The 20,926-nt window shown below is 46.7% G+C and carries 20 protein-coding genes; 3 read left to right on the top strand and 17 right to left on the bottom strand.

The genetic code is table 11. From position 1 onward, the window contains the following. Positions 1-138 precede the first annotated feature (138 nt). The 6 genes from AAAA73_RS02470 to AAAA73_RS02445 all read right to left on the bottom strand — a co-directional run bounded on the left by AAAA73_RS02470 (position 139) and on the right by AAAA73_RS02445 (position 8,558). Entirely contained in the window at positions 139-1,839 is a 1,701-nt protein-coding gene (locus AAAA73_RS02470; protein ID WP_340596571.1) for a DEAD/DEAH box helicase, read from the bottom strand. Positions 1,840-1,958: 119 nt separating this feature from the next. After that, on the bottom strand, positions 1,959-2,507 hold the full coding sequence (locus tag AAAA73_RS02465; RefSeq protein WP_340596570.1) for a tetratricopeptide repeat protein: 549 nt from the start codon (positions 2,505-2,507) through the stop codon (positions 1,959-1,961). Between the two features lie 9 nt (positions 2,508-2,516). Further along, complete coding sequence (locus tag AAAA73_RS02460) at positions 2,517-3,593, bottom strand: phosphatase domain-containing protein (RefSeq protein ID WP_340596569.1); 1,077 nt, start codon at positions 3,591-3,593, stop codon at positions 2,517-2,519. A gap of 38 nt (positions 3,594-3,631) precedes the next feature. Next, positions 3,632-5,212, bottom strand: coding sequence for a penicillin-insensitive murein endopeptidase (locus tag AAAA73_RS02455; RefSeq protein ID WP_340596568.1), 1,581 nt, complete (start codon positions 5,210-5,212; stop codon positions 3,632-3,634). 173 nt (positions 5,213-5,385) lie between these two features. Further along, complete coding sequence (locus AAAA73_RS02450; RefSeq protein WP_340596567.1) at positions 5,386-7,563, bottom strand: hypothetical protein; 2,178 nt, start codon at positions 7,561-7,563, stop codon at positions 5,386-5,388. A 158-nt stretch (positions 7,564-7,721) separates the two neighbouring features. Further along, a complete protein-coding gene (locus tag AAAA73_RS02445) occupies positions 7,722-8,558 on the bottom strand; it encodes an alpha/beta hydrolase (protein ID WP_340596566.1) in 837 nt (278 codons plus the stop codon). 9 nt (positions 8,559-8,567) lie between these two features. Here AAAA73_RS02445 and AAAA73_RS02440 point away from each other — a divergent pair, with 9 nt between their 5' ends. Then, the gene (locus AAAA73_RS02440) at positions 8,568-9,494 is read left to right on the top strand and encodes a CorA family divalent cation transporter (protein ID WP_340596565.1); all 927 of its coding nucleotides are present in this window, start codon (positions 8,568-8,570) and stop codon (positions 9,492-9,494) included. Here AAAA73_RS02440 and AAAA73_RS02435 read toward each other — a convergent pair. From AAAA73_RS02435 to AAAA73_RS02395, 9 genes are read right to left on the bottom strand one after another with little or no spacing between them, the layout of a single operon-like run. After that, entirely contained in the window at positions 9,491-9,829 is a 339-nt protein-coding gene (locus AAAA73_RS02435) for an ankyrin repeat domain-containing protein (protein ID WP_340596564.1), read from the bottom strand. The genes AAAA73_RS02440 and AAAA73_RS02435 overlap by 4 nt on opposite strands. 15 nt (positions 9,830-9,844) lie before the next feature. Next, a complete protein-coding gene (locus AAAA73_RS02430) occupies positions 9,845-10,660 on the bottom strand; it encodes a class I SAM-dependent methyltransferase (protein WP_340596563.1) in 816 nt (271 codons plus the stop codon). A 19-nt stretch (positions 10,661-10,679) separates the two neighbouring features. Beyond that, entirely contained in the window at positions 10,680-11,657 is a 978-nt protein-coding gene (locus tag AAAA73_RS02425; RefSeq protein ID WP_340596562.1) for a DUF429 domain-containing protein, read from the bottom strand. Then, entirely contained in the window at positions 11,603-12,595 is a 993-nt protein-coding gene (locus AAAA73_RS02420; RefSeq protein ID WP_340596561.1) for a GHMP family kinase ATP-binding protein, read from the bottom strand. Before AAAA73_RS02420 ends, AAAA73_RS02425 begins: the two co-directional genes overlap by 55 nt. Position 12,596: 1 nt before the next feature. Further along, the gene (locus tag AAAA73_RS02415) at positions 12,597-13,574 is read right to left on the bottom strand and encodes a DUF4340 domain-containing protein (protein WP_340596560.1); all 978 of its coding nucleotides are present in this window, start codon (positions 13,572-13,574) and stop codon (positions 12,597-12,599) included. Then, complete coding sequence (locus AAAA73_RS02410; protein ID WP_340596559.1) at positions 13,571-15,103, bottom strand: GldG family protein; 1,533 nt, start codon at positions 15,101-15,103, stop codon at positions 13,571-13,573. The genes AAAA73_RS02415 and AAAA73_RS02410 overlap by 4 nt, the downstream gene beginning before the upstream one ends. Positions 15,104-15,105: 2 nt before the next feature. Then, positions 15,106-15,879 carry an ABC transporter permease gene (locus AAAA73_RS02405; protein WP_340596558.1) on the bottom strand — a complete coding sequence of 258 codons (774 nt, stop codon included), beginning with the start codon at positions 15,877-15,879 and terminating at the stop codon, positions 15,106-15,108. Continuing rightward, positions 15,876-16,814: an ABC transporter ATP-binding protein gene (locus tag AAAA73_RS02400; RefSeq protein ID WP_340596557.1), complete on the bottom strand. Its 939-nt coding sequence runs from the start codon at positions 16,812-16,814 to the stop codon at positions 15,876-15,878. Before AAAA73_RS02400 ends, AAAA73_RS02405 begins: the two co-directional genes overlap by 4 nt. A 40-nt stretch (positions 16,815-16,854) precedes the next feature. After that, entirely contained in the window at positions 16,855-18,120 is a 1,266-nt protein-coding gene (locus AAAA73_RS02395) for a DUF814 domain-containing protein (protein WP_340596556.1), read from the bottom strand. Positions 18,121-18,198: 78 nt separating this feature from the next. Between AAAA73_RS02395 and AAAA73_RS02390 the strand changes: the two genes are divergently transcribed. Beyond that, the gene (locus AAAA73_RS02390; protein WP_340596555.1) at positions 18,199-18,468 is read left to right on the top strand and encodes a DNA-dependent DNA polymerase; all 270 of its coding nucleotides are present in this window, start codon (positions 18,199-18,201) and stop codon (positions 18,466-18,468) included. Between the two features lie 176 nt (positions 18,469-18,644). Beyond that, positions 18,645-19,436, top strand: coding sequence for an SPFH domain-containing protein (locus AAAA73_RS02385; RefSeq protein ID WP_340596554.1), 792 nt, complete (start codon positions 18,645-18,647; stop codon positions 19,434-19,436). Positions 19,437-19,558: 122 nt separating this feature from the next. Here AAAA73_RS02385 and AAAA73_RS02380 read toward each other — a convergent pair whose 3' ends face one another. Next, the gene (locus tag AAAA73_RS02380; protein ID WP_340596553.1) at positions 19,559-19,888 is read right to left on the bottom strand and encodes an SMR family transporter; all 330 of its coding nucleotides are present in this window, start codon (positions 19,886-19,888) and stop codon (positions 19,559-19,561) included. 155 nt (positions 19,889-20,043) lie between these two features. Beyond that, complete coding sequence (locus tag AAAA73_RS02375; RefSeq protein WP_340596552.1) at positions 20,044-20,835, bottom strand: RsmB/NOP family class I SAM-dependent RNA methyltransferase; 792 nt, start codon at positions 20,833-20,835, stop codon at positions 20,044-20,046. Positions 20,836-20,926: the final 91 nt, after the last annotated feature.

Raw genomic sequence — 20,926 nt, 5'->3', positions numbered from 1 at the left:
GACTCCGTCAAAGCCCGATCCCTGAACAGATTTGTATTTGGCGAAAAATACGATACAAAAAAATTCTGGAAGTTCATCGAAAAACTTGAAGTCTCGATTTATCCTTAAAGGGCGGGTCCTACTGGGCCCGTCGGGCAACTACGCAGCTCTACGAATCGTGGTTTTCCCAAAATTTACCCAGCGTAAGAACTCGTTTAAATCGGCTGAAACACGATTATGCGAGTTCTCCCAAAGCTGAGTGTCGTAAAGGCAATAAAATCTGGATTTTGCGCGCGTGACTGAAACATTCAGTCGTTTTGCATTTGCCAAGAACTTTAAATCAGTTGGATTTCGACTAGTGCTTCCAAACGACAAGAATATCGCTTCTCGCTCCTGCCCTTGAAACCTCTCCACAGTATCGATCAACACCTGAGAGGCCAGCTCAACCCCAAACCTGGTTTGCAGGGTTGAGTTAACGAGCCCCGCTTGCGCCCTATACGGGCAAATAACTCCAACTTTACTGAGGTCCACACCATTCTTAATCAGTCTTTCAACCTTATCAGAGATATAGTTAGCTTCCTTTATTGAGGAATTCCCGCGCCCATCACCATCAAATCTCTTAGGCACGACAAACCCATCGGTATACAATGCAGGATTGCCCTGAAAGAAATCACGGTCGGCATTTGATGAACTCGGAGTAAGTTTCCCTCGATAAAATTTTTCTGAAGACCACGCTTGGATTTCACTGCGCATTCTATACTGGATTTCCAGCATTGGTGAATCACTGCCAACGATAAACGAGAATACATCATCACAGGGAAGATCATTGTGTTCCGCAACCAAAACTGGAGAAAGCTGATGCTGGTCACCAACTAAAACTACTCGATTGGCTATTCGTTCAATATAAGGCCAGAAGTAAATTGGAACTTGACCAGCTTCATCTACAATCAACAGGTCAAATTTAGGAACTGATTTATTGAAGGCAAGCTTGTGCAAAGTAGAACCGACTAACTGAGCTTCGTTGATCTCTTCATTAAAAATGGTTGATATGAAGTCGTTCTCCCTCACATTTTCACTATATAAGTCCCAACGAACTTTTGTTATATCACCCACTCGCCACCAATTAAACTTCACACCGCTTCCAACAATTCTCGACAGCAAGTTATCCACAGCAGCATTGGTAAAAGACGCCAAACAGACTTTCATGCCAGAGTTTACTGCAAGTTCAACGACGGTTTTTAATAGATGGGTTTTGCCCGTCCCTGGAGGCCCCTGTATAGCTCCTGATAAATTGTTTTCCATTAAATATCTCAGTGCTTCTTTTTGGGGAGGATTCAATTGCTCGAAAAGGTCTCGGAATTTGGCACCAGAGTCATTAAGGTCATATCGACCATTGCCAAGAATCGCTGGCTCTGAACTCACTTTTTCAGCAATTCTTTTTCTTAAAATTTTACCAAATACTTCAGATGAACTTTGGAATAAGAAAACTTCCCTAACACCATCCAATTCAAATGGCTTGCATTCAACTAGAACCTCAATTCGCCCAGGAGAAGGATAAATGATTTTTTTAACTATGCCATTTTCCGACAATAGCGCCGAAGCATCACTCTTACTATTTTGAATACGAAGATCAACTCGATCTCCAGGTCGAAATCGCGAATAACTAATATCCCCTCTTAGAAGGACTGTCGTAAATGAAGGGGCTTTAACGAACAAAAGAGGTCCCAATGCACTTCCGCTGTCGACAATTTCACTGAGTATTCCTTCCGCCTCGTTGCGATGGCGCCAGTATTCAGCTTTAGTCTCTTTCTGTATCATATTGAGAATCGCGGCAGGTTGGATTACAGGATACTTCTTCATAATAAATACATCGGTATTTACAGAAAAAGGCTTAGAGATTCCTGACGTAAACGACCTCTCCTCGCAAAAATCCACCTCTCAAGCCTGATCGCTTTGGAGCGCTTCAGCTAAGGTGCAGTTTAATTCTGCAGAAGTGCCTTGGTTCTTTCAATTGCTCTCGCGGATGATTTGATCTGATCCTGGGGAGCATCGCTTTTCAGTCTAAGCTCCATCGCTTCGGCGAAAAATGGCAGGGCTTCGCTGAATCTATTTTGGTCAAACAGGTTTTTACCGGCGTGCTGAAGGGCGAACGGCAACAGGCTTGATAGCTCTTCGTTCACCCGGCAGGCTGCGACAACTTCTTCAAACAGTGCATTGCTGACTTTGAACTTCCCCTGATATTGCAAGACATGGCCCAAGCGGATTTTATTCTGAAACTCCCGACGAGCCCCCAACTGTTCTTCACCCACAATGCGAAGCGCCTCGCGCAAAACCTGCTCTGCTTCCTTCAGATCCCCCAGGCATCTTAGATGAACGCCGGCCTCACCCAGGATGCTCGCACGTTTGCCATGACTTTTTACTGAGGAAAGAGAATCCAATAGTTCGATGACATACTTTCGCAATCCGACAGGATCGACAGGTATGGATCTTAGATTTTCATCTTCTTTCATTTCAGTTCTGCTATCCATATTCAAATCCTAGCGATAGTCGTGCAGATAATCGATGCGATCAGGAATCCACGGTTCATGCAGACCTTCCATCTCATAGACGCGGCCTTCGACCACGGTTTTCTCTTTTAAGGGAGCCACTGTGGGTTGATAAGACGGATACAACAAACCTTTTTCGATAAAGAAGGCGCGTGCGGCTTCGTAGGCCGCCTGCCCGATCACTCCACGACGGATGAACTCGTCAAAGCTTTTCATCAACTCTTCAGGAGTATAGCTGTAGTTATAGATCATATCCTGAATAACCGCATAAACACCTTCAAGACTTAGGCGTCCATCCTGGAACATGTCGATGGCGACTTGAAAGGTGTTATAGGTCGCCAAAGTTCGGCGACCAAATTTCAGGTAGTAATCGGGATCGGTGTCAGTCGCAAGATTGATGTAGATCTTTTCCACCGGATCATTTTCAGGAATCTGCGCCTGTAGCTCCAGGATCGTGTCGACCTGCTCACCCGTGACGTTCAACTTTTCAAGTGTCGTGCGGATATCATGAGGCCCCAGACGGCGCGAACAAATATCTGAATACAGATTATAAATAATCGCGTCGGTTTCACTGTCATCCCCCCAGCAAATCTGACGAACATTTTCCGCCAGACGTGTGCGCAGTTGCATAAGGGCCTGCAGCTTGAAACCCACTTGCTTGGTCAGCCGCCAAAATCTGCCGGGACGAAGATTCGCAAGATTGTCTTTATAAAAACAACCAAACGGTCTGATGTTATCCAGTGCGAATTTTTCAGAGATTCTTTCTTCCATCTGCGGCGGTGATGCTGTGATGAAATAAATCGGAAAGTACATATAGCCCTTCTGGGCCTTGCGGTACTCTGACAGCGTCTGCAAAAGTGTATTTGTCCCTGGAACGTTTTTTTTGTTCAGGGCGCGTTCCAGAACTGTCGTCAGCAAACCTGAAAGTGAATCGATGGTTGTATCAAGATAGGTTTTATCCAAATCCCACAAAAAGACTTCGTCGTGAGATTTCTCCATGCCCTCAGAGACATATCGAAAAAACACCACATCGCCATTCATTTCGCTTAATTCACGCCAGTCTGCCATCCTGATATTTCATCAATAATGGCACTCGTTGGCAAGTCCTAGCAGCCTGTACCTGGAGCCGGATCTGCCATTTGGCGACAGCGCACCTGACTTTTTGAACACTTGATGCGCAAGTGGAAGTGATTATAGTGATTTACCTCAGAGACCAGACGACGCAGGACCTCTTTACCCGCCTCAGTGTCAAAATCACCTTGGCTGCGGGCGTGAGTACACATGGACTTTTTCAATGTTGGATGGATAAAGATGCGGTCCACGAACTTGGAGCTCACCGCGTACTTAAACAATTTCCATTGTTGTGAAACCATCCATTCACCGATGGGTTTTCCACCTTTCAATGCAGAAGAGAAGCCCGCCATGTTTTTATCCGCTTTGAAATAGTAAGCAATGTCAGCATCCAATCCCGTCTTGTGGGATTTATGACTGCCCAGCGTACCACCATTCTTTTTGGATAGATCTCCCAGACGCAGACTGTGGCTTGGCGCGATGGCACGAGTGTACTTGCCCATTCTCGCAACCAGGTAAGCCAGTTCGACAGTACCGAAGTGAGTCATGCGCGTAGGACGCAGAATATTCAAGTTCGTCTCTGGATATGCTTTTTGGTAACTCAAAATATCTGTCGCATTTTCCAAATGGCCCGCACTTACAGGACCCACTGCCTGATCCATCTTCGCCAACAAATTGAATTGCGGCGGTGTGGAAGCTTTTGGAAGTTCTGCGACTTCGGACTTTTTATCGTCCTGTTTGTCATCTTTTTTTGGTTCAGACTTTTTCGGTTCTGATTTCTTAGGCTCCTCTTTTTTTGGAGGATCCTTCTTTGGAGTTTCCTTTTTAGGAGGCACTTTTTTTGGTTCCTCTTTTTTAGGTGGCTCCTGCTTAGGGGATTCCTTTTTAGGCTCTTCCGATTTCTTCGGTTCTTCCTTCTTAGGAGTTTCTTCCTTCGCCTTAGGTTTTACATCCAGGACTTTTTCGATATCATTTTCAACGTCACCCACGTACTGACCCATACCTTCAGGTGGCACCATCTCGTCGTGGCCGTCTTCTTCGCCCTCTTCGCCGTCTTCATCGGCAAAGTTATCATCCCCATGGGAATCACCTTGCTCGCCCACAGTCGGTTGTGCCGGTTCCTGAGGAGCCTCTGGCATTTCCAATGTGTCTTCTATGGATTCAACCTGGTGGTGATAAATTCGGTCTTCGTAAGCGATATAGATATCAATGAAATTACTGGAGCAATCACTGCCCACTCCCAAACACGTGGCCTTGGCTGCCAATTGCAGATCTGCCACACCCACAGAGCCTACGGGCTTAAGGATCGCGAAGCCATTGTCGTCGGCCGTACCTTGCAATTCAACGTTGAGAGGAATCGTTTGATGGGAATCCAGGGTTTTCAACTGCATTTGTCCCTGCAAAGTCACTCTTGCATTGGTCTTATCAAACTTAACTTCCATCCCTTGAAGCTGTGTAGAGCCTTCGATTACTTCATAAGCGCCGGCCTGACGAACTTGCGGAGTCTCAGGGGCTTTTGCCGTATCCTGAACCAAGGAAGGCATATTGTTGCCGCGAGGGGCACACCCTGAAACTATTAAACCTAAAATAAGTAGAGATGACAGTAATCTTCCCATAGCTGAACTTGTAGGTGCACGAACCATGCTCCACCAAAAGACGCCCTACTGGAATATAGACAATCTCCCCTGTCCAAAAGTTATACAGGGGACCAAATTCGCGGAATTTCAGACAAAAAAAAAGACCGATCCTTTGGGGGATCGGTCTTTTGAATTTTTGATTTCAGTTCAGATTAGAACGCTGTCACAGCTTCGCAGCCAAGAGCATCGATTCTTTTCTTGATCAAAATTGCCCAGTTGTTTGTGTACTGGTTCACCAAGTCTGATTTCATGCGACCCAAAGTGGATTGGTAAGCACCAACGCCACGAGCGGCTTGCATACCACGGCACATTTGAACCATGTCCTGATCTTCAGAACGGTTGTCGTATACGTAGTTGTTGATCATTTGGCAGAAAGATTCGATGGCTGCCAAGTGGTCTACTGCAGAAACCCAACGGTTCCATACGTCTTGCGTTTCACGGCAAGTGTCAGCGTAAAGTTGAGTGTTTTTAACCAACAAGGATGGAACCAATGTCTCAAGGTTGTTAGCCGCTGCACGGTCACGAGCCATGATTTTTGGATTCAATTTTGGACCTTGATAAGTTTGGATGAACTGCCCTGCTTCAGTCATGCGGAATGCACGCTCTTGCAAAGAAGCCAAACCAGCTTTGAACTTGGAAACAGACGCTCTGTGCAAGCCAGACGTGTAGTCAAACCAAGCCATTACCGGAGAGTTGATACCCAAAGTACGAGTCTCGAACAGACCTCTTCTCAAACGAGCCATTTCAGCGTCGATTTCAGACTGGCTGAAAGAGTTCGCGTATTTTCTCAAGTTATCCAAAGAGTTTGTGATACGAGCTGCTTGAGCTTGTTTTTCAGCCAAAACCGTAAGACGAGCCTGGATTTGGTTGTACTCTGGAGATTTTCTTAGCTCTGTATCCAAATCTTTTTGCGCTTGCTTCATGATATCACGAGCTGCGATTGCGGATTTGTCCATAGCCTCAAGCAAGTACTTCGTCGTTGCTGCACAAGTCGCTGGATTTGCGCGAGCTGCAACTTTTTGCAAAGTTTGAACATAAAGTGCGCCGGAGCTTTTCAATGTGTTCGTGATCGGAGTCGCTTTGTAGCCAGTCGCTGTCAAAGAGTAGTTTACGCTGCTCAAAAGTTGAGAAACGTAAGAAGTGCTGTCTTGAGCTGTAGCAGCAAGGTTAACACCCAACTCACAGATCATTGCATCAGCAGTCGTGCTTTGTACGAAAACTTTGTCCAACTCGGATTGTGCAGAAGCTGCAGTCAAAGTCGTATTCAATTCCAAAGAAGCCTGGCTAAGAGCGTTCTTACGAACCATCAAAGAGTTGGTGTTCTTGGAAACACCGGAAAGCTTCATGGAGTAGTTACGTGCAACAGTCATCTCTTTGGAGATTTTAGCGATTTGCTCGTCACGGTTTTTAGTCAAGAAACGGTATTTTTGCTCAAGACGGATGTATTGGCATGTGTTTTCCAAAACTGCACGGCGAACCAATGGGTCTTGGATCTTCGTGGAGTTTTCGTTCACGATTTTTTCCATGCTGCCGATAGCGCTGGTCAAAACCTGACCACCCACGATGAATGGGATTGCTGCTGTACCGCCAGTCATTGATGCTGCCATCAAAGCGTACGGAGTCAAACCGTTGATCATGTCATTGATTGCCAAAGCAATTTGACCACCGTTCATTTGCTCACGGCAGGATTTGTTCATCAAATCCGTGCTGGAGAAAGACGCTGCCAATGTGCTTGCTGCACGAATCGCAATGTCCACGTTCGCCACGATTTCAGGAACTTTTTCCTTAGGGATTTCTTCAGTTGAGTTCAAGAACGGCTGGATCTTGGCGATCGCATCTGAGATTTTTTTATTATTATCAACCACAGCTTGTTGGTTGACTTGGTTGCCCGCGCAGGAAGGAGAGCTCACTGCTGCGTTCAAAGAGTTCACTGCAGAAAGGATTTCTGCGTAACCTTGGCTGTCGGAGTTAGTAAACAAGTTACATTTGAATGCTTCAGGTACCCCAGTTGCATCTTTAACGATAACTGGAAGACCTACCCCAAGACCCGGATTAGCTGGGTTTTGACCCGGCTGAGTTGGTTGAGCTGGTACATTTGGAAGACCAGAACCTGGTTGGCCAGTAACTGGATTGATTGTAATTGGAGGTGGAACGACACCTTGTTGACCACCAATACGAGGCTGAGTTGGAAACAATTCATCCACAGAAGTCGTAGAAGATGTTGCGATATCGATTGGAAACAGGCTCGGATTAAAGCTCGCAGGTGCTGCGAAAGCGCCCTGACATTGAATCGCAGTGATCACTGCTAAACCTATCTTACCCCACTTCATAGGAACTCCTTTTGGATTTCACAACCCCGGAAAGATTCGTGCACTTCCCCATGTGTGCATACTCGGTGCCATCGTTTAGGCCTCTGTATTGAATCTCAAGGTTGCGAGTTTGTAGGAGTTTCTAGTCAGGTTGGTAAAAAGAATCAAACCTAAAATTACTATTGCAAATAATTGAGAAACTTTTGACGGAGTTCTCTGTTATTGATCTCGAACAGATCCCCATGGTGGCCACCGGGAATCAGCCAGAATTGCTTGGGTTCACGCGCCGCTGCGAACATCTCTTCTGAGCTCTCAGATTCAATTATAGGATCGTTAGCGCCGTGAATAAAAAGCATTGGAATCGGGGAGATTCTCTCTATGGGCTCGGGGGATTGGGAGTCGCTCAGAACCACATAAGTTAGGGGCTGAAGCCACCAAGTCAACCAGGATCGAGATAAAGCCCTTCTCCCCATTTTACGATATGAGGAAAAGCTCCCATCTATGATCACATTGCGCACCGGTTGGCGGTCCTTGATCTCAATGACTGTTTGCATTGCGATGATGCCCCCAAGGCTTTGACCATAGATGATCAAAGGCCTTTGATCCTTGTTTTCCCTTAACCAAGCGGCCGCAGCTGTCCCCGCCTCCACCGTGTTTTTAGGATTGGGCGAGCCAGGGCTCTGTCCATAACCCGGGTAATCAAAAATCATGTAATTATAGCCCTCTTGCGGCAGCCAGTAGAGCATCATGAAGTGAGAGCTTAGATTTTGAGCATTCCCATGAAAGAACAAAACCGTGCCTTTGCTTTGTTTTTGCGGAGTCGCAAAATACCAAGCGTGAATTTCATTCCCTGAGGCGGTTTTAAAACGCACGTCCTCGTAAGATAAATTCAGTCGTGCAGGATCGTAATATTTGATGTCAGTAGGATGATAAAAAACAGATTGGCATGCAGTCAGAGAGAACAACAACGCGCTGAAGCTTAGAATTTTAAAGCACAGAGACTGCAACTTCGCCATACTGGAATCATGAAACGATTTGAACATCAATGGCAAGAGTTTAAGTGGATTGATATCGAAGACCCCAACAAGGAAACCTTCGTCGATCTGGCGGAGGAGTTTGAAATTCCGTTTCAGAATTTGGTCACCTGCATGGATCCAGAGCATCTTCCGCGAGTGGAGTATCTTGATCATATCGCAGTGGTGACCTTGCGACACTTTGATAGTCAGGCAGAACCCACTGCGGGGACCATTCAGGAATTATCAACCAAGCTGGTCGTTTATGTTGGCAAGAAATTCGTGCTGACTTTGCACCGCAAACCCCTGCCCTGCATCGACGACAAAAAAGAAAAAGTGAATTTCGAACAACTGAGCATGGCCCAGCTGTTGGGACGTCTTTTTTTAAAAACGATGGAAAGTTTTGAAGCTCCTCAGGAGGAGCTGATCAACAAGATGGACACCATTGAAGAACGCATTTATGCACTGAAAAGAAAGCACATTTTGCGTGAAGGTTATCTGGTCAAGCGCCGCGCTTCTGGATTTAAAAAGATCTTCAAGTTCACTGACGCCGTGCTGACCAATCTGCAACAGCACGAGAAAATCACAAAGCTCAACTATGATTATCTGCGCGATCCGCTCTCCATTTTAATTTTTGACTGCGACAACATTGTCGAGGAAATCAACGGTCTTCTGAATTTGCATCTGGCCTTGATGTCACAGAAAACCAATGAAGCCTCTTTCAAAACCAACGAGATCATGCGCATTCTGACGGTGGTTTCGATCTTCTTCCTGCCGCTGAATTTCCTGGCGGGATTGTATGGCATGAACTTCAAATACATGCCGGAGCTTGATCACCACAATGGCTACTATGTGGTCTTGGGAATAATGGTTGTGATCGCTTTGGGAATTCTGACCTGGGTGTGGCGCAAAGGCTGGCTTTCCAAAGAGGATTTTTAACGAGCTTTGAATATGGAGCGGATTCGCTCCATCAAAGTTGGCGGGGAAATCATATTCGACAGGATGCGAATCATCTCAGACCGTTTGAACAACTTTGCGGCCTGCATCGGTGTCATGTTATCAAATTCTGAAAGCAGAGCTGGATCGGCGCCGTTTTCCAGCAGGAATAAAGCAATCTCCATGTGATTGGCAATAATACTGGCCACCAGTGCCGTCGACATAATTTCAGGATGCTGATAGTTGGGATTCACACCATTTTTAATGTGATAGCGAACCAGCTCCAGATTCCCAGCGACAGCTGCGCCGTACATTTCTTTCCAATCACCTGCCGACATTCACGTCCTTTGATTTCAAGTGCGCGCGTGAGCCTGCACAAAGCTATAGTAAAAGACCGCATTGGGATCATTCGCCACAGTCGCCATTTCCAGAGTCATGCCTTCGACGACTTCTTTGGAAACGCAATGGGCCTTCACCAACTGGTCACTTGCACTTAATAGTAGCTCAGTCCAGTACTCGACACAATCCTTGCGGGCCTGAGGTTGGCGACTATCCAGGAACCAGGTCTTCACTTCTGTTTGAATATCGTGATAACCCAGTTGCATCAGGAAGTTACCCAGTTTGGCTCCCACAAAGGGATCACCCTTTTGTTTCAATTGGTATTCGTTAAAAGCCATCCAGTACTTCCAGACATTCGGAGAATAGGGATCCAGAAAGAACGACGAGTTCATAACTTCTGTTATATAAATGGGAGATCCCGGGCGCAAAACCCGGCGCACCTCTGAAAGAGTGCGAATCGGATCTGGAACGTGTTCCAGAATCCAGCATAGAAATGCTCCATCAAAAGAGTTGGCACCAAACTCCATATTGGTCGCATCCATCTGTTTCATTTCAAATCGTCCGCCAAATCCCGGCAATGCCGCCAGCCGATGCCGGGCGGAACTTAATTGGTTGGTGCTTAAATCAATTCCGGTCAGATGCAGATCAGGAAATCGGCGCAGAATGATTTCACTTTGCGCCCCAACACCGCAACCGACTTCCAAAAGATTTTTCACGTTGCCAAGATTGATGTTCTGGTAAACAGTAAATTCACCGAAGCGCGCCTGCTTGCGCAACCGATCCTGTTCTTCTTTACTAAAACCATGTAGGTAAGGAAAATCACCAGCCATGGTTTCAGATTAGGACATTTTAAAAGGAACTCCACTTGATAGATGGCACAGGAAACTCGACCCAGTCCTCTTCTTCAGGAAAATTGGCAGGGCGTGGTTCGGTAAGACCTTTAAAGCTTAAAAAGCCTGTTAGTGCACAAATAAATGCTTCGAAGGCGTGATTGTTTTCAATCATCAACTTCACATCCTGATCATACACGAAAGCAATATTGTGAGTGCTCAATGCATGCAGAATTGCACGACGGCTTTCATCCCCACCGATGGCGTGCTTATGAAACAACAGATGACTCTTCATCACATGCAACGAGCGACCGATGCGCCATAGGGAAAGCTTGGGGAAAACCTCAAGACAATCGAATTTCAAACGACGACGCAAATACATTGCTCGCGCCAGTAACGGTGCACAGTTGGCACCCAAAGCATGTTGCATAATGAAAGGCTCTTCCAACTCGGAAGACAAATACATCTCCACACAGCGCTGGGTGTAGGGTGTGAAGAGCTTGCGTGGTTTCTTTTTCTTATGCAGTTTGCGGGTGTAGTCCCACATCCACTTGATATGTGGTTTGGGACAATCCTCGATGCCGCCACAGCAGTTTTCCCTTAAGCACACCGGGAACCGAAATGGCACATCGAATGCGATGGATTCGATCTCACCGCGGTATTGATCAATAATTTCGTGAATTTTGAAATCAGCAGAATGCACTTCGTCGCTTTTGATTTTCTCGACCAAGCGGGATAGAAAAACTTTTCGGTGCTTGGGGAAATACTCGATAACAGCGACACAGGCTTTGTCGGTCTTGCCGCCACCCAGGGAGATACCGATGAAACGGTGGACTTCCCCGGAGTGTGTAACGTTGGATACGGCAGTGCCCTTGACGACATTTCGATTTTTCGCGTTTTTGGCGGCAACCTTCTTTGTCGTCTTTTTCACCACTTTCTTTTTTAAAGTGGATTTACCGGTTTTGCGTCCATGACTTGGAATCCGGCTTTTTGGCATGCGTCTGCGACTCCTTTTTTCTTTTCAGGTGGACACCAGACTAACACGCAGCCTCCGCCCCCAGCTCCACAAATCTTAACAGCCTCAGCCCCATTCTGCAAAGAGAGTTCAGACAAGCGGCGAATCTCCGGACTTGAAAATTCAGGTGCCAGACGCACACGTGCTTCAAACTCACGTTTGAAAAGTGGTCCCAACTCATCCCAGTTTCCGCTGCGGACAGCGTGCTCAGTTTCGATGGCAATCACTTTCAGATCACGAAGCGCCTGAATGGTGCCGGGATCCTTGGTCACTGCATCTTTCATCACTTCGAAATTATTCAAACCAGAGTGATGGGCTTTGCCGGTATAAATCAGCATGAACTTTTCAGACAGCGGCGTGTTTGTGACATTCATCACTTCCTGCTCGATGCCATCGTATCCATATCTAAGAATATTCAAGCCACCCGAAGCCGCAGGATAATAATCCTGAGTTCCCGTCGGCGTATTCAAAATCTCGGCCTCAATATTATGAGCGGAATGAACCATGTGGTGAACGTTACGGAAAGGCTTTTCACAGAACTGAGCAAAGGCCTTCATCAAACCAATTGTCAGACTGGAGCTGCCACCCAGCCCTCCACCGACCGGACTGTCAGAGGACGTCTTCAATGTGAAGCCCTTGGTTGGCATCCAATAGCGCAACTGAGTTTGCAACAGGATCATCATCGGATCCGGATCAGAAAGTGCCTCCACCAGATTGGAATACGCCTTGCGAACTTTCAAATCCACTGATTCCAAAACAATTGTGGAATCCGTATGCGGAGTCAGCTCCACATTCGTGAACACATCGATCGCCACATTCACCGTGGATGCCCCATTGATAAATAGATAAAGGGGCCACAAATCCAATGTGCCCCCAGCCAGATCCACGCGCGTCGGCGATTTAACGATAATTTTCTGCATCTTACTTGCTGTCTTTCTCTTGGGCGAGTTGCGCACCATTTTGCTCTTTATTATCTTGCTTCGGAGTCGCCCCAACTTTCAAGTCTTCTATTTTAAGCTCGATCAAATTGTCCAAAGCCCCAGGCTCCATCATCATTTGCAGCTTGGGATCAGAAACAGAGGCATAGATCTTACCGGTTGCCGCCTGCCCCACTTGGGCCTGCCATTTTTTATCGCCAAGTTTCAGGTCCAGGGTGAAAAGCGGCTTCAAAGACGGCAATGTGCCCTCAACATAGTCCGCGCCTTTGGCGTCGGCGATATTACGGAAGGTCTCGCGAACCTTTTGCTGATCCAACTCCACATTAGCGGAACCAACAGCCACCCATTTTCCGTCTTTGTTGGCGATCTCCAAAACTCCGTTTTTATTTTTTAAACGGAAGTTCTCGATGGATCCCATTTTATGGCGCAAGAATCGTCTGTCACGGAACTCCACCACCGGTTTATCCAAACGCTCCGTCCAGTTCGTGTTCACAACCAACACACGGTTGTCGTCATCACGACGGGCAAAGGGGAAGTTTTCAAAATTACTTTTGCTGGAAACAAACAGCGTGGTCTTTTCGCCGGCAGCGTTTGCAAACGTCACTGATCCATAGGGCTGATCCAGACCGTAGACTGTCCAGTCGATATTGCCGCCATCGGCTGCGATATCCTGAACTTTTTCAGAAGAGGTCATCTTAATCAGATCTTCGGCAGCAGAATCATCCCCCAAATCCTTCAGAGGCTGCTCCAAATTCCACCCTTCAACCGAACGCTTAAGGGTGATCACCTTCTCGCCTTTTTTAAGTTCAATGAAATCGATCTGGTCCACGTTCATGGTAAAAAGCTTGGCGTCAGCAACTTTCCGTTCGTCCGACTTCTTTTGCGCCAGATAGTCATACAGAGCGTATCCACCAAATAAAAGCAGACACATTACTAAAATGCCGCGACCTTTGATCTTCATGCGTTTCTCCGTCTCATGTAAAGCGTGACACCAGCGCCCAAAAGCACCAATGGCAACGGGATTAAAAAGGCGAACAAGAAAATACCAAATTTAGTTTCAGTCAAAACCAGCTGTGTTGCCTGGGCTTCTTTCGGAGAAATGCTGATCAGATTCTCCTCTTTTGCCAACGAGGCGATGGAGTTCAAAACCAAGTCACGATTCAGATTTTGATACAGCATCTGATTGGTCATGAAATCCACATCGCCGGCGATGATCGCCGAGAATTGCTTATTCTTGGGATCCGAATCCCATTGACCGATCACTTGATCCACCAAGGCAAAACTTCCCACCGGGCCATCATCTTTCAATGCCAGACTTGTAAAGGCCATGGACTTGGGATTGGTTCTGACCAGCTCATCAACAGCCATGCCCGGAATTTCCTTGGCCTTCAATGACTGAGGATGACGGAACAATGTCACTTCGCTCGCACCAAAAGATTTGGTGATTTCATTCATCGGTGAAAACACCGACCCCATCACCGGTCCTTGATTAACCCCCTGGCCCATCACGGTATCAACGATATTGAAAATATAGTTGTTACCCAGTTCGATACCCATTTTCGCAACCAGCTTATCCAGGTTTGCAGTGTTCTGGGATTCCAGGGCAATAAACAGACTGCCACCTTTTCTTAGGTACGCTTCCAAGGCCTCAATTTCATGTGCCAGAAAATTCTGAATCGGACCGGCAATCACCACAACATCCGCGTCCGCCGGGACCACAGGATCCTGAATCAAAGGCAAAAGCTTCACCGTGTAACGGTTGCGCTCCAAAATAACCTTCAAAGCATTCAGTCCCAATCCCTCTTTGGCATCGTCAATCGCAGCCTCACCATGCCCGATGGTAAAATAAATTGTCTTGTTTTTTTCGCGAGTCACTTTAACCAGTGAACTTGTGAATTCCTGTTCGTCAATTTTTTGCAGAAGATTGCGGCGTCCTTTGTATTCGACAAACGCAGTTCCACTGCCCTTATCAACGCCAAACTCTTTGGCCAGATCCGGGCGCTCGTTCACTTCGACAAAGTTCAATTGAATGTTGGTGTTGATATCCTGGTACTTCTTGATCAGATCCCGGAAGGAACGACGGTTCTCTTCGTTGCCCTCGACACCCTTTTTATAGAAGAAGTAGACTTTCAATTCAGAATCCAGGCTTTTCACAAGCTTGATGGACTGCTCTGCCAATGTATTGGACTGCGCCGTTGAGAAATCCCAGGTCGCATAGTGGCGAACCCCCAGGTAGTTCACCACTGAAAGCACCGCCAGCATCAACAGGATCAAAACTCCCATGCTCATGCCTTCTTTGGTGGTCTTCATGGTCAGGAATTCTTTAAAGAACGCACGGTCCTTGATAATTCCGATTGCCACGAACAATACGGACATCCCCAGGGCGAGCCAGCAAAACGGCACCCATTGTCCCAGGATGTAGCGTGTGATTGACATACACACCAGTGAAATACCCGCCATCAAAAATGAAATCTTACTTAACTTGCTCATCACTATCTCCAACGGGAAGATTCAACCACGCGCTCTGACAAAAAGCAGAACAACAAAATTAGACTGCCAAAGAAGACCAGCCCATTTGTGCGAATCGTGCCTTCAACCAAAGTTGAAAGATGCGTGCTTAATGAAACGTGCTCAAAAATTTTGCGTGCGATCTCGCTATCCACCACTTCAGCACCTATTCCGACAAACCAGATGGATACATTCAGAATGACGGACATCACATAGGCCACCAAGCTGTTCTCGGTCAGGGCTGAACAAAACAAATTCATGGCCGTGTAGACAGAACCCACAACGAAAATTCCGAAGAACGCCACAAACAACGGACCCCAGTTGATTTTCGCCAAAGTCGCCGTCGCTACAGGATAAGACAGTGCCAGAAGCACAATCCCACCAACGGCACCCAAAGCCGCCAGATATTTACCGACCACAATCTGTGTCGAGGTCACTGGCGAAGTTAAAAGCAAATCAAAGGTGCGCATCTTTTTTTCTTCAGCAAACAGCTTCATGGTCAAAGCCGGCACCACGAAAATCAAAATCAAATTTAAATAGGACAACTGTCGCAGGAACACTCCATAGTGAATGTTCAATTGATTTGCGGGAATCCCCTGTTGCGCCACATAGTTCATCAACAATTGGGCAAAACCCCACAGCTGCAATGGATAAATCCAGCTGAACACCAGACTTACCAAAAAGCAGATGATCCAATACGTCGGATTGAAGAAGAAACCTTTCAGTTCCTTTTTCAAAATAATCCAAGCCCCATTCATCGCCCACCTCCGTCTTTGCCGTATGTGAGCCTTAGGAACACATCTTCCAAATCCATTTTACTTGGACTGAATTCAAGCAGTCCTAAACCTTGATTCACCAGTCTTGAAGAAACCGCAGCAACGATTTCATCGCCACCACGAACATCGATGCGCCACTCTTTGTGGGATTTCCCCATTTGCACTGAAAGGATTTCTGACATGTCCCCTAAAACGGATTTCATATCGGAAACATCCTTGGCCACACGGATCGTCAGGCGGCTTTGCCCCTGTTCCATAGTGGCCAAATGATGAATACTGTCCTCGATGACGATTTTACCTTTATTGATGATGATGATCTTTTCGCACGTCGCCTGCACTTCCGGCAGAATGTGCGTGGAAAGAATAATCGTGTGCTGACCGCGCAAGGCTTTGATCAGATCCCGGATCTCGGCCACTTGTTTTGGATCCAAACCTACGGTCGGCTCATCCAAAATCAAAACTTCAGGATCCGACACAATCGCCTGGGCGATACCCACACGTTGTTTAAACCCTTTGGACAAGTGTTGAATCAAACGCTTTTGCACTTCTCCCAAATTGGTTTTTTCGATCGCCATGTCGACGGACTTTTCAATTTTCTCTTTGGGCACTTGCTTGAGAGCTGCCACATAGCGCAGATAATCGCGCACATACATGTCACCATACACAGGTGGAGTTTCCGGCAAGTAGCCGATGCGCTTTTTTACTTCCAATGGGTTTTCAAAAACATCATATCCAGCGACGGATGCCGACCCATGACTTGGAGCCATGAATCCTGTGATGATTTTCATTGTGGTGGACTTGCCGGCGCCATTGGGACCTAAGAAACCCACAACATCGCCCTTGTTCACTGAAAAATTCAAATGATCAATGGCTCTGCGGGGACCGTAATCTTTGGTGAGATCTTTTACAGTTATCATGTGAAAATTTTAGACTGCACAGAGTGTCAGTCAAGACTCGTCAGGATTGACGCAAAGAAAAATGAAATGTCTTTTCCGAATGATAGGTGACTCTTCCCAATTTATCGCCCTTGATGGGACGTACAAAACGGCACTCCACCATGACGACAGCGACTTTTTGCCCCACCATCAGCGATTTTGAGGAAAGCGACTCACGTGCGACCCACGAAGCCACTTCCTGAATGTCGGCCTGACTGATTTCCTGCTCGCGCTGACGGTGAATAATGGCATGAGCCCCTGGATAGTCCTTCAAATGCAGCCAATAGTCCCAAGCTTTGGCTTGACGAAGCAGTGCTAAATTATCAGCCGCTGATTTTCCACAATAAGCCAATGCTCCGGACTCCAGAACAAACTTACGCCCTCGCGCCTCTGCCTTGTGCATCAAATCCACAAGACCGGATTTGCCTGACTGTTTTTCGCGATATTGGGACTTTTCAAGAGTCGCAATTTCTTTTTGCAGCTCCCCCAAGCGTTCCCGGGCTCCATCTTTTTTGGCCACCAACTGTTTGGATTTTGAAAACGTATTTTCAATATTCCAGCTTAAGGATTCCCGCGGGTTCACAAAACTTACCAAATGTTCGGGAACTTCCAAAGTGCGATTGGCCACCAGGAAATTTCCTGTCTCCTGCCACTCCAGATGTTTTTCATTCTCGATCTGCTTTTGGATCTCATCAAGGGCCTTGCGCTTTTTCTCAAGATCCTTTTGCTTTTGTTTTTCCCATTGCGCGACCGGATCCAACGACGGTTTCTTGTCCTGTCTTTGCTCACCCAGCCATTCTTGATGGATTTCAACCAACCCTCTTGGCTCAGGTGGATTTTCCACCGTTGGTGCCGGCTTCAAATCCATGGGCTTTTCCCAAGCGATGGTTTTACCTTCGGCACGCACCAGAAGATTGCATTGCTTGGGAATCAAACGAACTTCAAGCTCACAGGTGATGGTGGTGTTGGACAAAGTCAGCACTGCCACGCGGCCGAACTCACTGAGTACTTTAAATCCCGACACATAAAGATTTTTGGCGTTGGAATTCAAAAACAACCCTACCGGTTTGGGCTTGGGACCCTTCTTAAAGGGACACTGATTTTCAAAAACCAGCATCATAGGGGTGTTAGGCACAAGGTCCAGTATCAGCCAGAACTGTGTTCTATTATGAAATGACAAAGCCAGACCACGGTCGTTAGCCAACACGTCCTGCAACTGTGCCCCCATGAGCACCTGCTCAAAGTGATTCACAAAGTTGTTAAGTTCTTGTTGGGTCATGGCTTTCATCCTGCTGATTGTGTCATTCTTTGGGCCAAATTTCCAACAAGTACTTAGGTTCCGATTTCGCATTCCGATAAATTGAATATGAAAAATGATGCTTTGCTGAAAATCGTTGAGACCCAACTTCTAGAAACCAAAAACATGCGGGAAAAAACCCCGGATTTCATCAATCGCGTGGTGCACATCTACACGCTGCAATTGATGGGACTAGGCAACATCCCTATCGATTTTATGGAAGAAGTGATGGAAGACGTCGAAGCAGAGACAATCGAAATCTACCGCAAAAAAACCTACGGCTTTTTGACGTTGGAAGACTATCGCCGCCATAAGTTCCGTCAAAAGAACGATAACTAGATTAATGCTTTAACAAAAGCCTGCTCCTAAAAGCAGGCTTTTTTTTCTCCGGTTGTACAAACTGCCAACTTTGACCTCAAAATGATTTAAGCCCAAGGTACAGCTTCGTCTATTTACCTTAAATTACGATATTGGATGTGGCGAAATAGAGTAACTCAACTTTATAGGAGCCCCACGTGAAACCCAGCTGCGCCCTTCTCCTTGTTTCAACTCTCTCCACTCTTGTCGCTTGCACTCGTATTGAAACCGGCGAAGTCGGTGTTCGCATCGGATTCGACAAACAAATCAGTCCCGGCGAACTGCTTCCGGGCAGCTTCAATCAAACTTTCGTCGGCAGCGTTCTGACCTTCCCGGTAAAAGATGTCAGCGTGCGCGTGGACGACATCACTCCCCTTGCCAAAGACAACAGCACCATGAAGGACTTTGATGCGATGGTGGTGTACAACATCAATCCGCAGGCGGTAAGTGAACTTTACGTTAAAAAGAACAGATCATTTCATGCTGAGCACGATGGCGACATCTATTTGATGTACAACTACGTTCACCAAGCGGCCAGAAATGCCATTTATAAATCTGCGCGCAAGTACGAAGCTTTGGATATGAATGACAACCGCCAGGCTATCGAAACTGAAGTCAAAGAGCTAATCATTCACACTTTGGCAGAAGAAAAATTGGATACATCCATCACCGTCAGCCAGGTTCTGGTACGCGTAATTCTGCCTGCAGATTCGGTCGTGGCTTCAGCCAATGAGCTGGTTCGCGCCAAGAATGAATACAAGCAGAAAGAAGTTGAAGTGCAAACTGCGAAAAAAGAGGCAGAACGTATTGCAGCTTTGAATTCCAACAAAGGGGCTATCGAATATATGGCAGCCATGGCCAACATGAAAATTGCCGAAGCGATTGCCAACGGCAAAGTGAATACGATCGTGATCCCTTCTGATTTTAAGGGCATGGTGAATGTTCGCTAGTTATAGATCTAAGTTTAATAAAAAAGCCTGCTCCTAAAAGCAGGCTTTTTTTAATTCCCGGCAATTTCCACACCCGCTACGGGTGTACAAACTGCCAACTTTGGCCACGATTCATCTTGCGTTTAATGCCCAGCAGTTTTCGAGAAAACGTTGATAACAAGAACTCCAGAAACAATCAGCACCATCCCGACAATTGCTGGAAGATCCAATTTTTCCTTCCACACAAAATAGCCGATCAAGGTCAACAGGAACAGTCCCACTCCGGACCAGATTGCATAGGCAATTCCCACAGGAATCACGACCATCACTTTACTTAAAAAATAAAATGCGACGCCATAACAAAGAACCGATGCAATAGAAAAGCCGACGTGGGAAAACCCCTCGGACTTTTTCAACAAAGTGGTACCAACAAGCTCAAAAATAATTGCAATAGCCAGCTGTAGATAAGACATAGAACACCCTTCTTCTGAGGGTGTTCCGCATAAAGCGAATCTCTGCTCCCTGATTGAGAGTGTCTGGGCTAACCAAACCAGTCTGCGATTTCCAGTAATTAATATTTTACCACTTTCTTGAAAAGGGTCAAGTCAGCTCACTCGTACACGAGGTGCTACTCAGATTTTTCAATCACTGCAAAATAAAGCGGACCAAACCCACAGCGATCCGGCATGTAGGCCACACCAAATTCCGTGGATTCGCCACCAACACCGGGATCGGCTGGCAAAAGTTTGACGGCGTCTTTTTTCTTTTTCAAAAGTTTGCGAATGACATCGTCGTTTTCTGTCGGACTGATAGAGCATGTGGAATAGACAATGCGCCCACCGGGTTTTACAGCAAGCAAAGCTGCCGCCAGCAACGAGTACTGACGAGTCGCCAGATGTTCTGTTCTGCGCGGACTCCACTCCTCTTGTGCTTTGGGATTTTCTAAAATGTGGCGTTCACCGGAACAAGGGGCATCCAAAAGAATGCGATCAAAGCCGTTGGCTTCTTTCAATCCAAACTGCACGCCGTCCTTGCCAGTCACCCACACGCGATCACGCACACTGCGCGGAACGTATTGTTGAATGACTTTTTTCAAACGCTCGCGGCGTTCTGGTGAAAGGTCGTTGCAAAAGATCTCACCTTCGTCAGCGATGGCTTCGATCAAAATCAAACTCTTCCCCCCCGGAGCCGCACACATATCCAGTAAACGATCACCAGGCTGTGCTTCAAGGGCACGCGCCACCATCACACTTGCCGGATCCATCACATAAGTATCCAGCAACTCGTCCTGACGACGCTCGGGATGACTTCCCTGATCCACGGGAATCCAAAAACAACCCGGAAGCTGTTCTTTGGTTTCTAAACCCTGCCAAGATTTAGCAGTCGCATCTTGGCTCCCCAAATAATTTACGCGAGCCACTTGCTGCTCGGAATTTTGTAGCGCAGCAAAAAGTGCAGGCCAGCGGTCGCCATAAACCTTATGAAAATGTAAGTAAAACGGATGGGTCGGT

Source organism: Bdellovibrio sp. GT3 (assembly GCF_037996765.1).
GTDB lineage: Bacteria > Bdellovibrionota > Bdellovibrionia > Bdellovibrionales > Bdellovibrionaceae > Bdellovibrio.
Note: the sequence above shows the minus strand (reverse complement) of the source record. Positions and strands in the feature narration are given on the sequence as shown.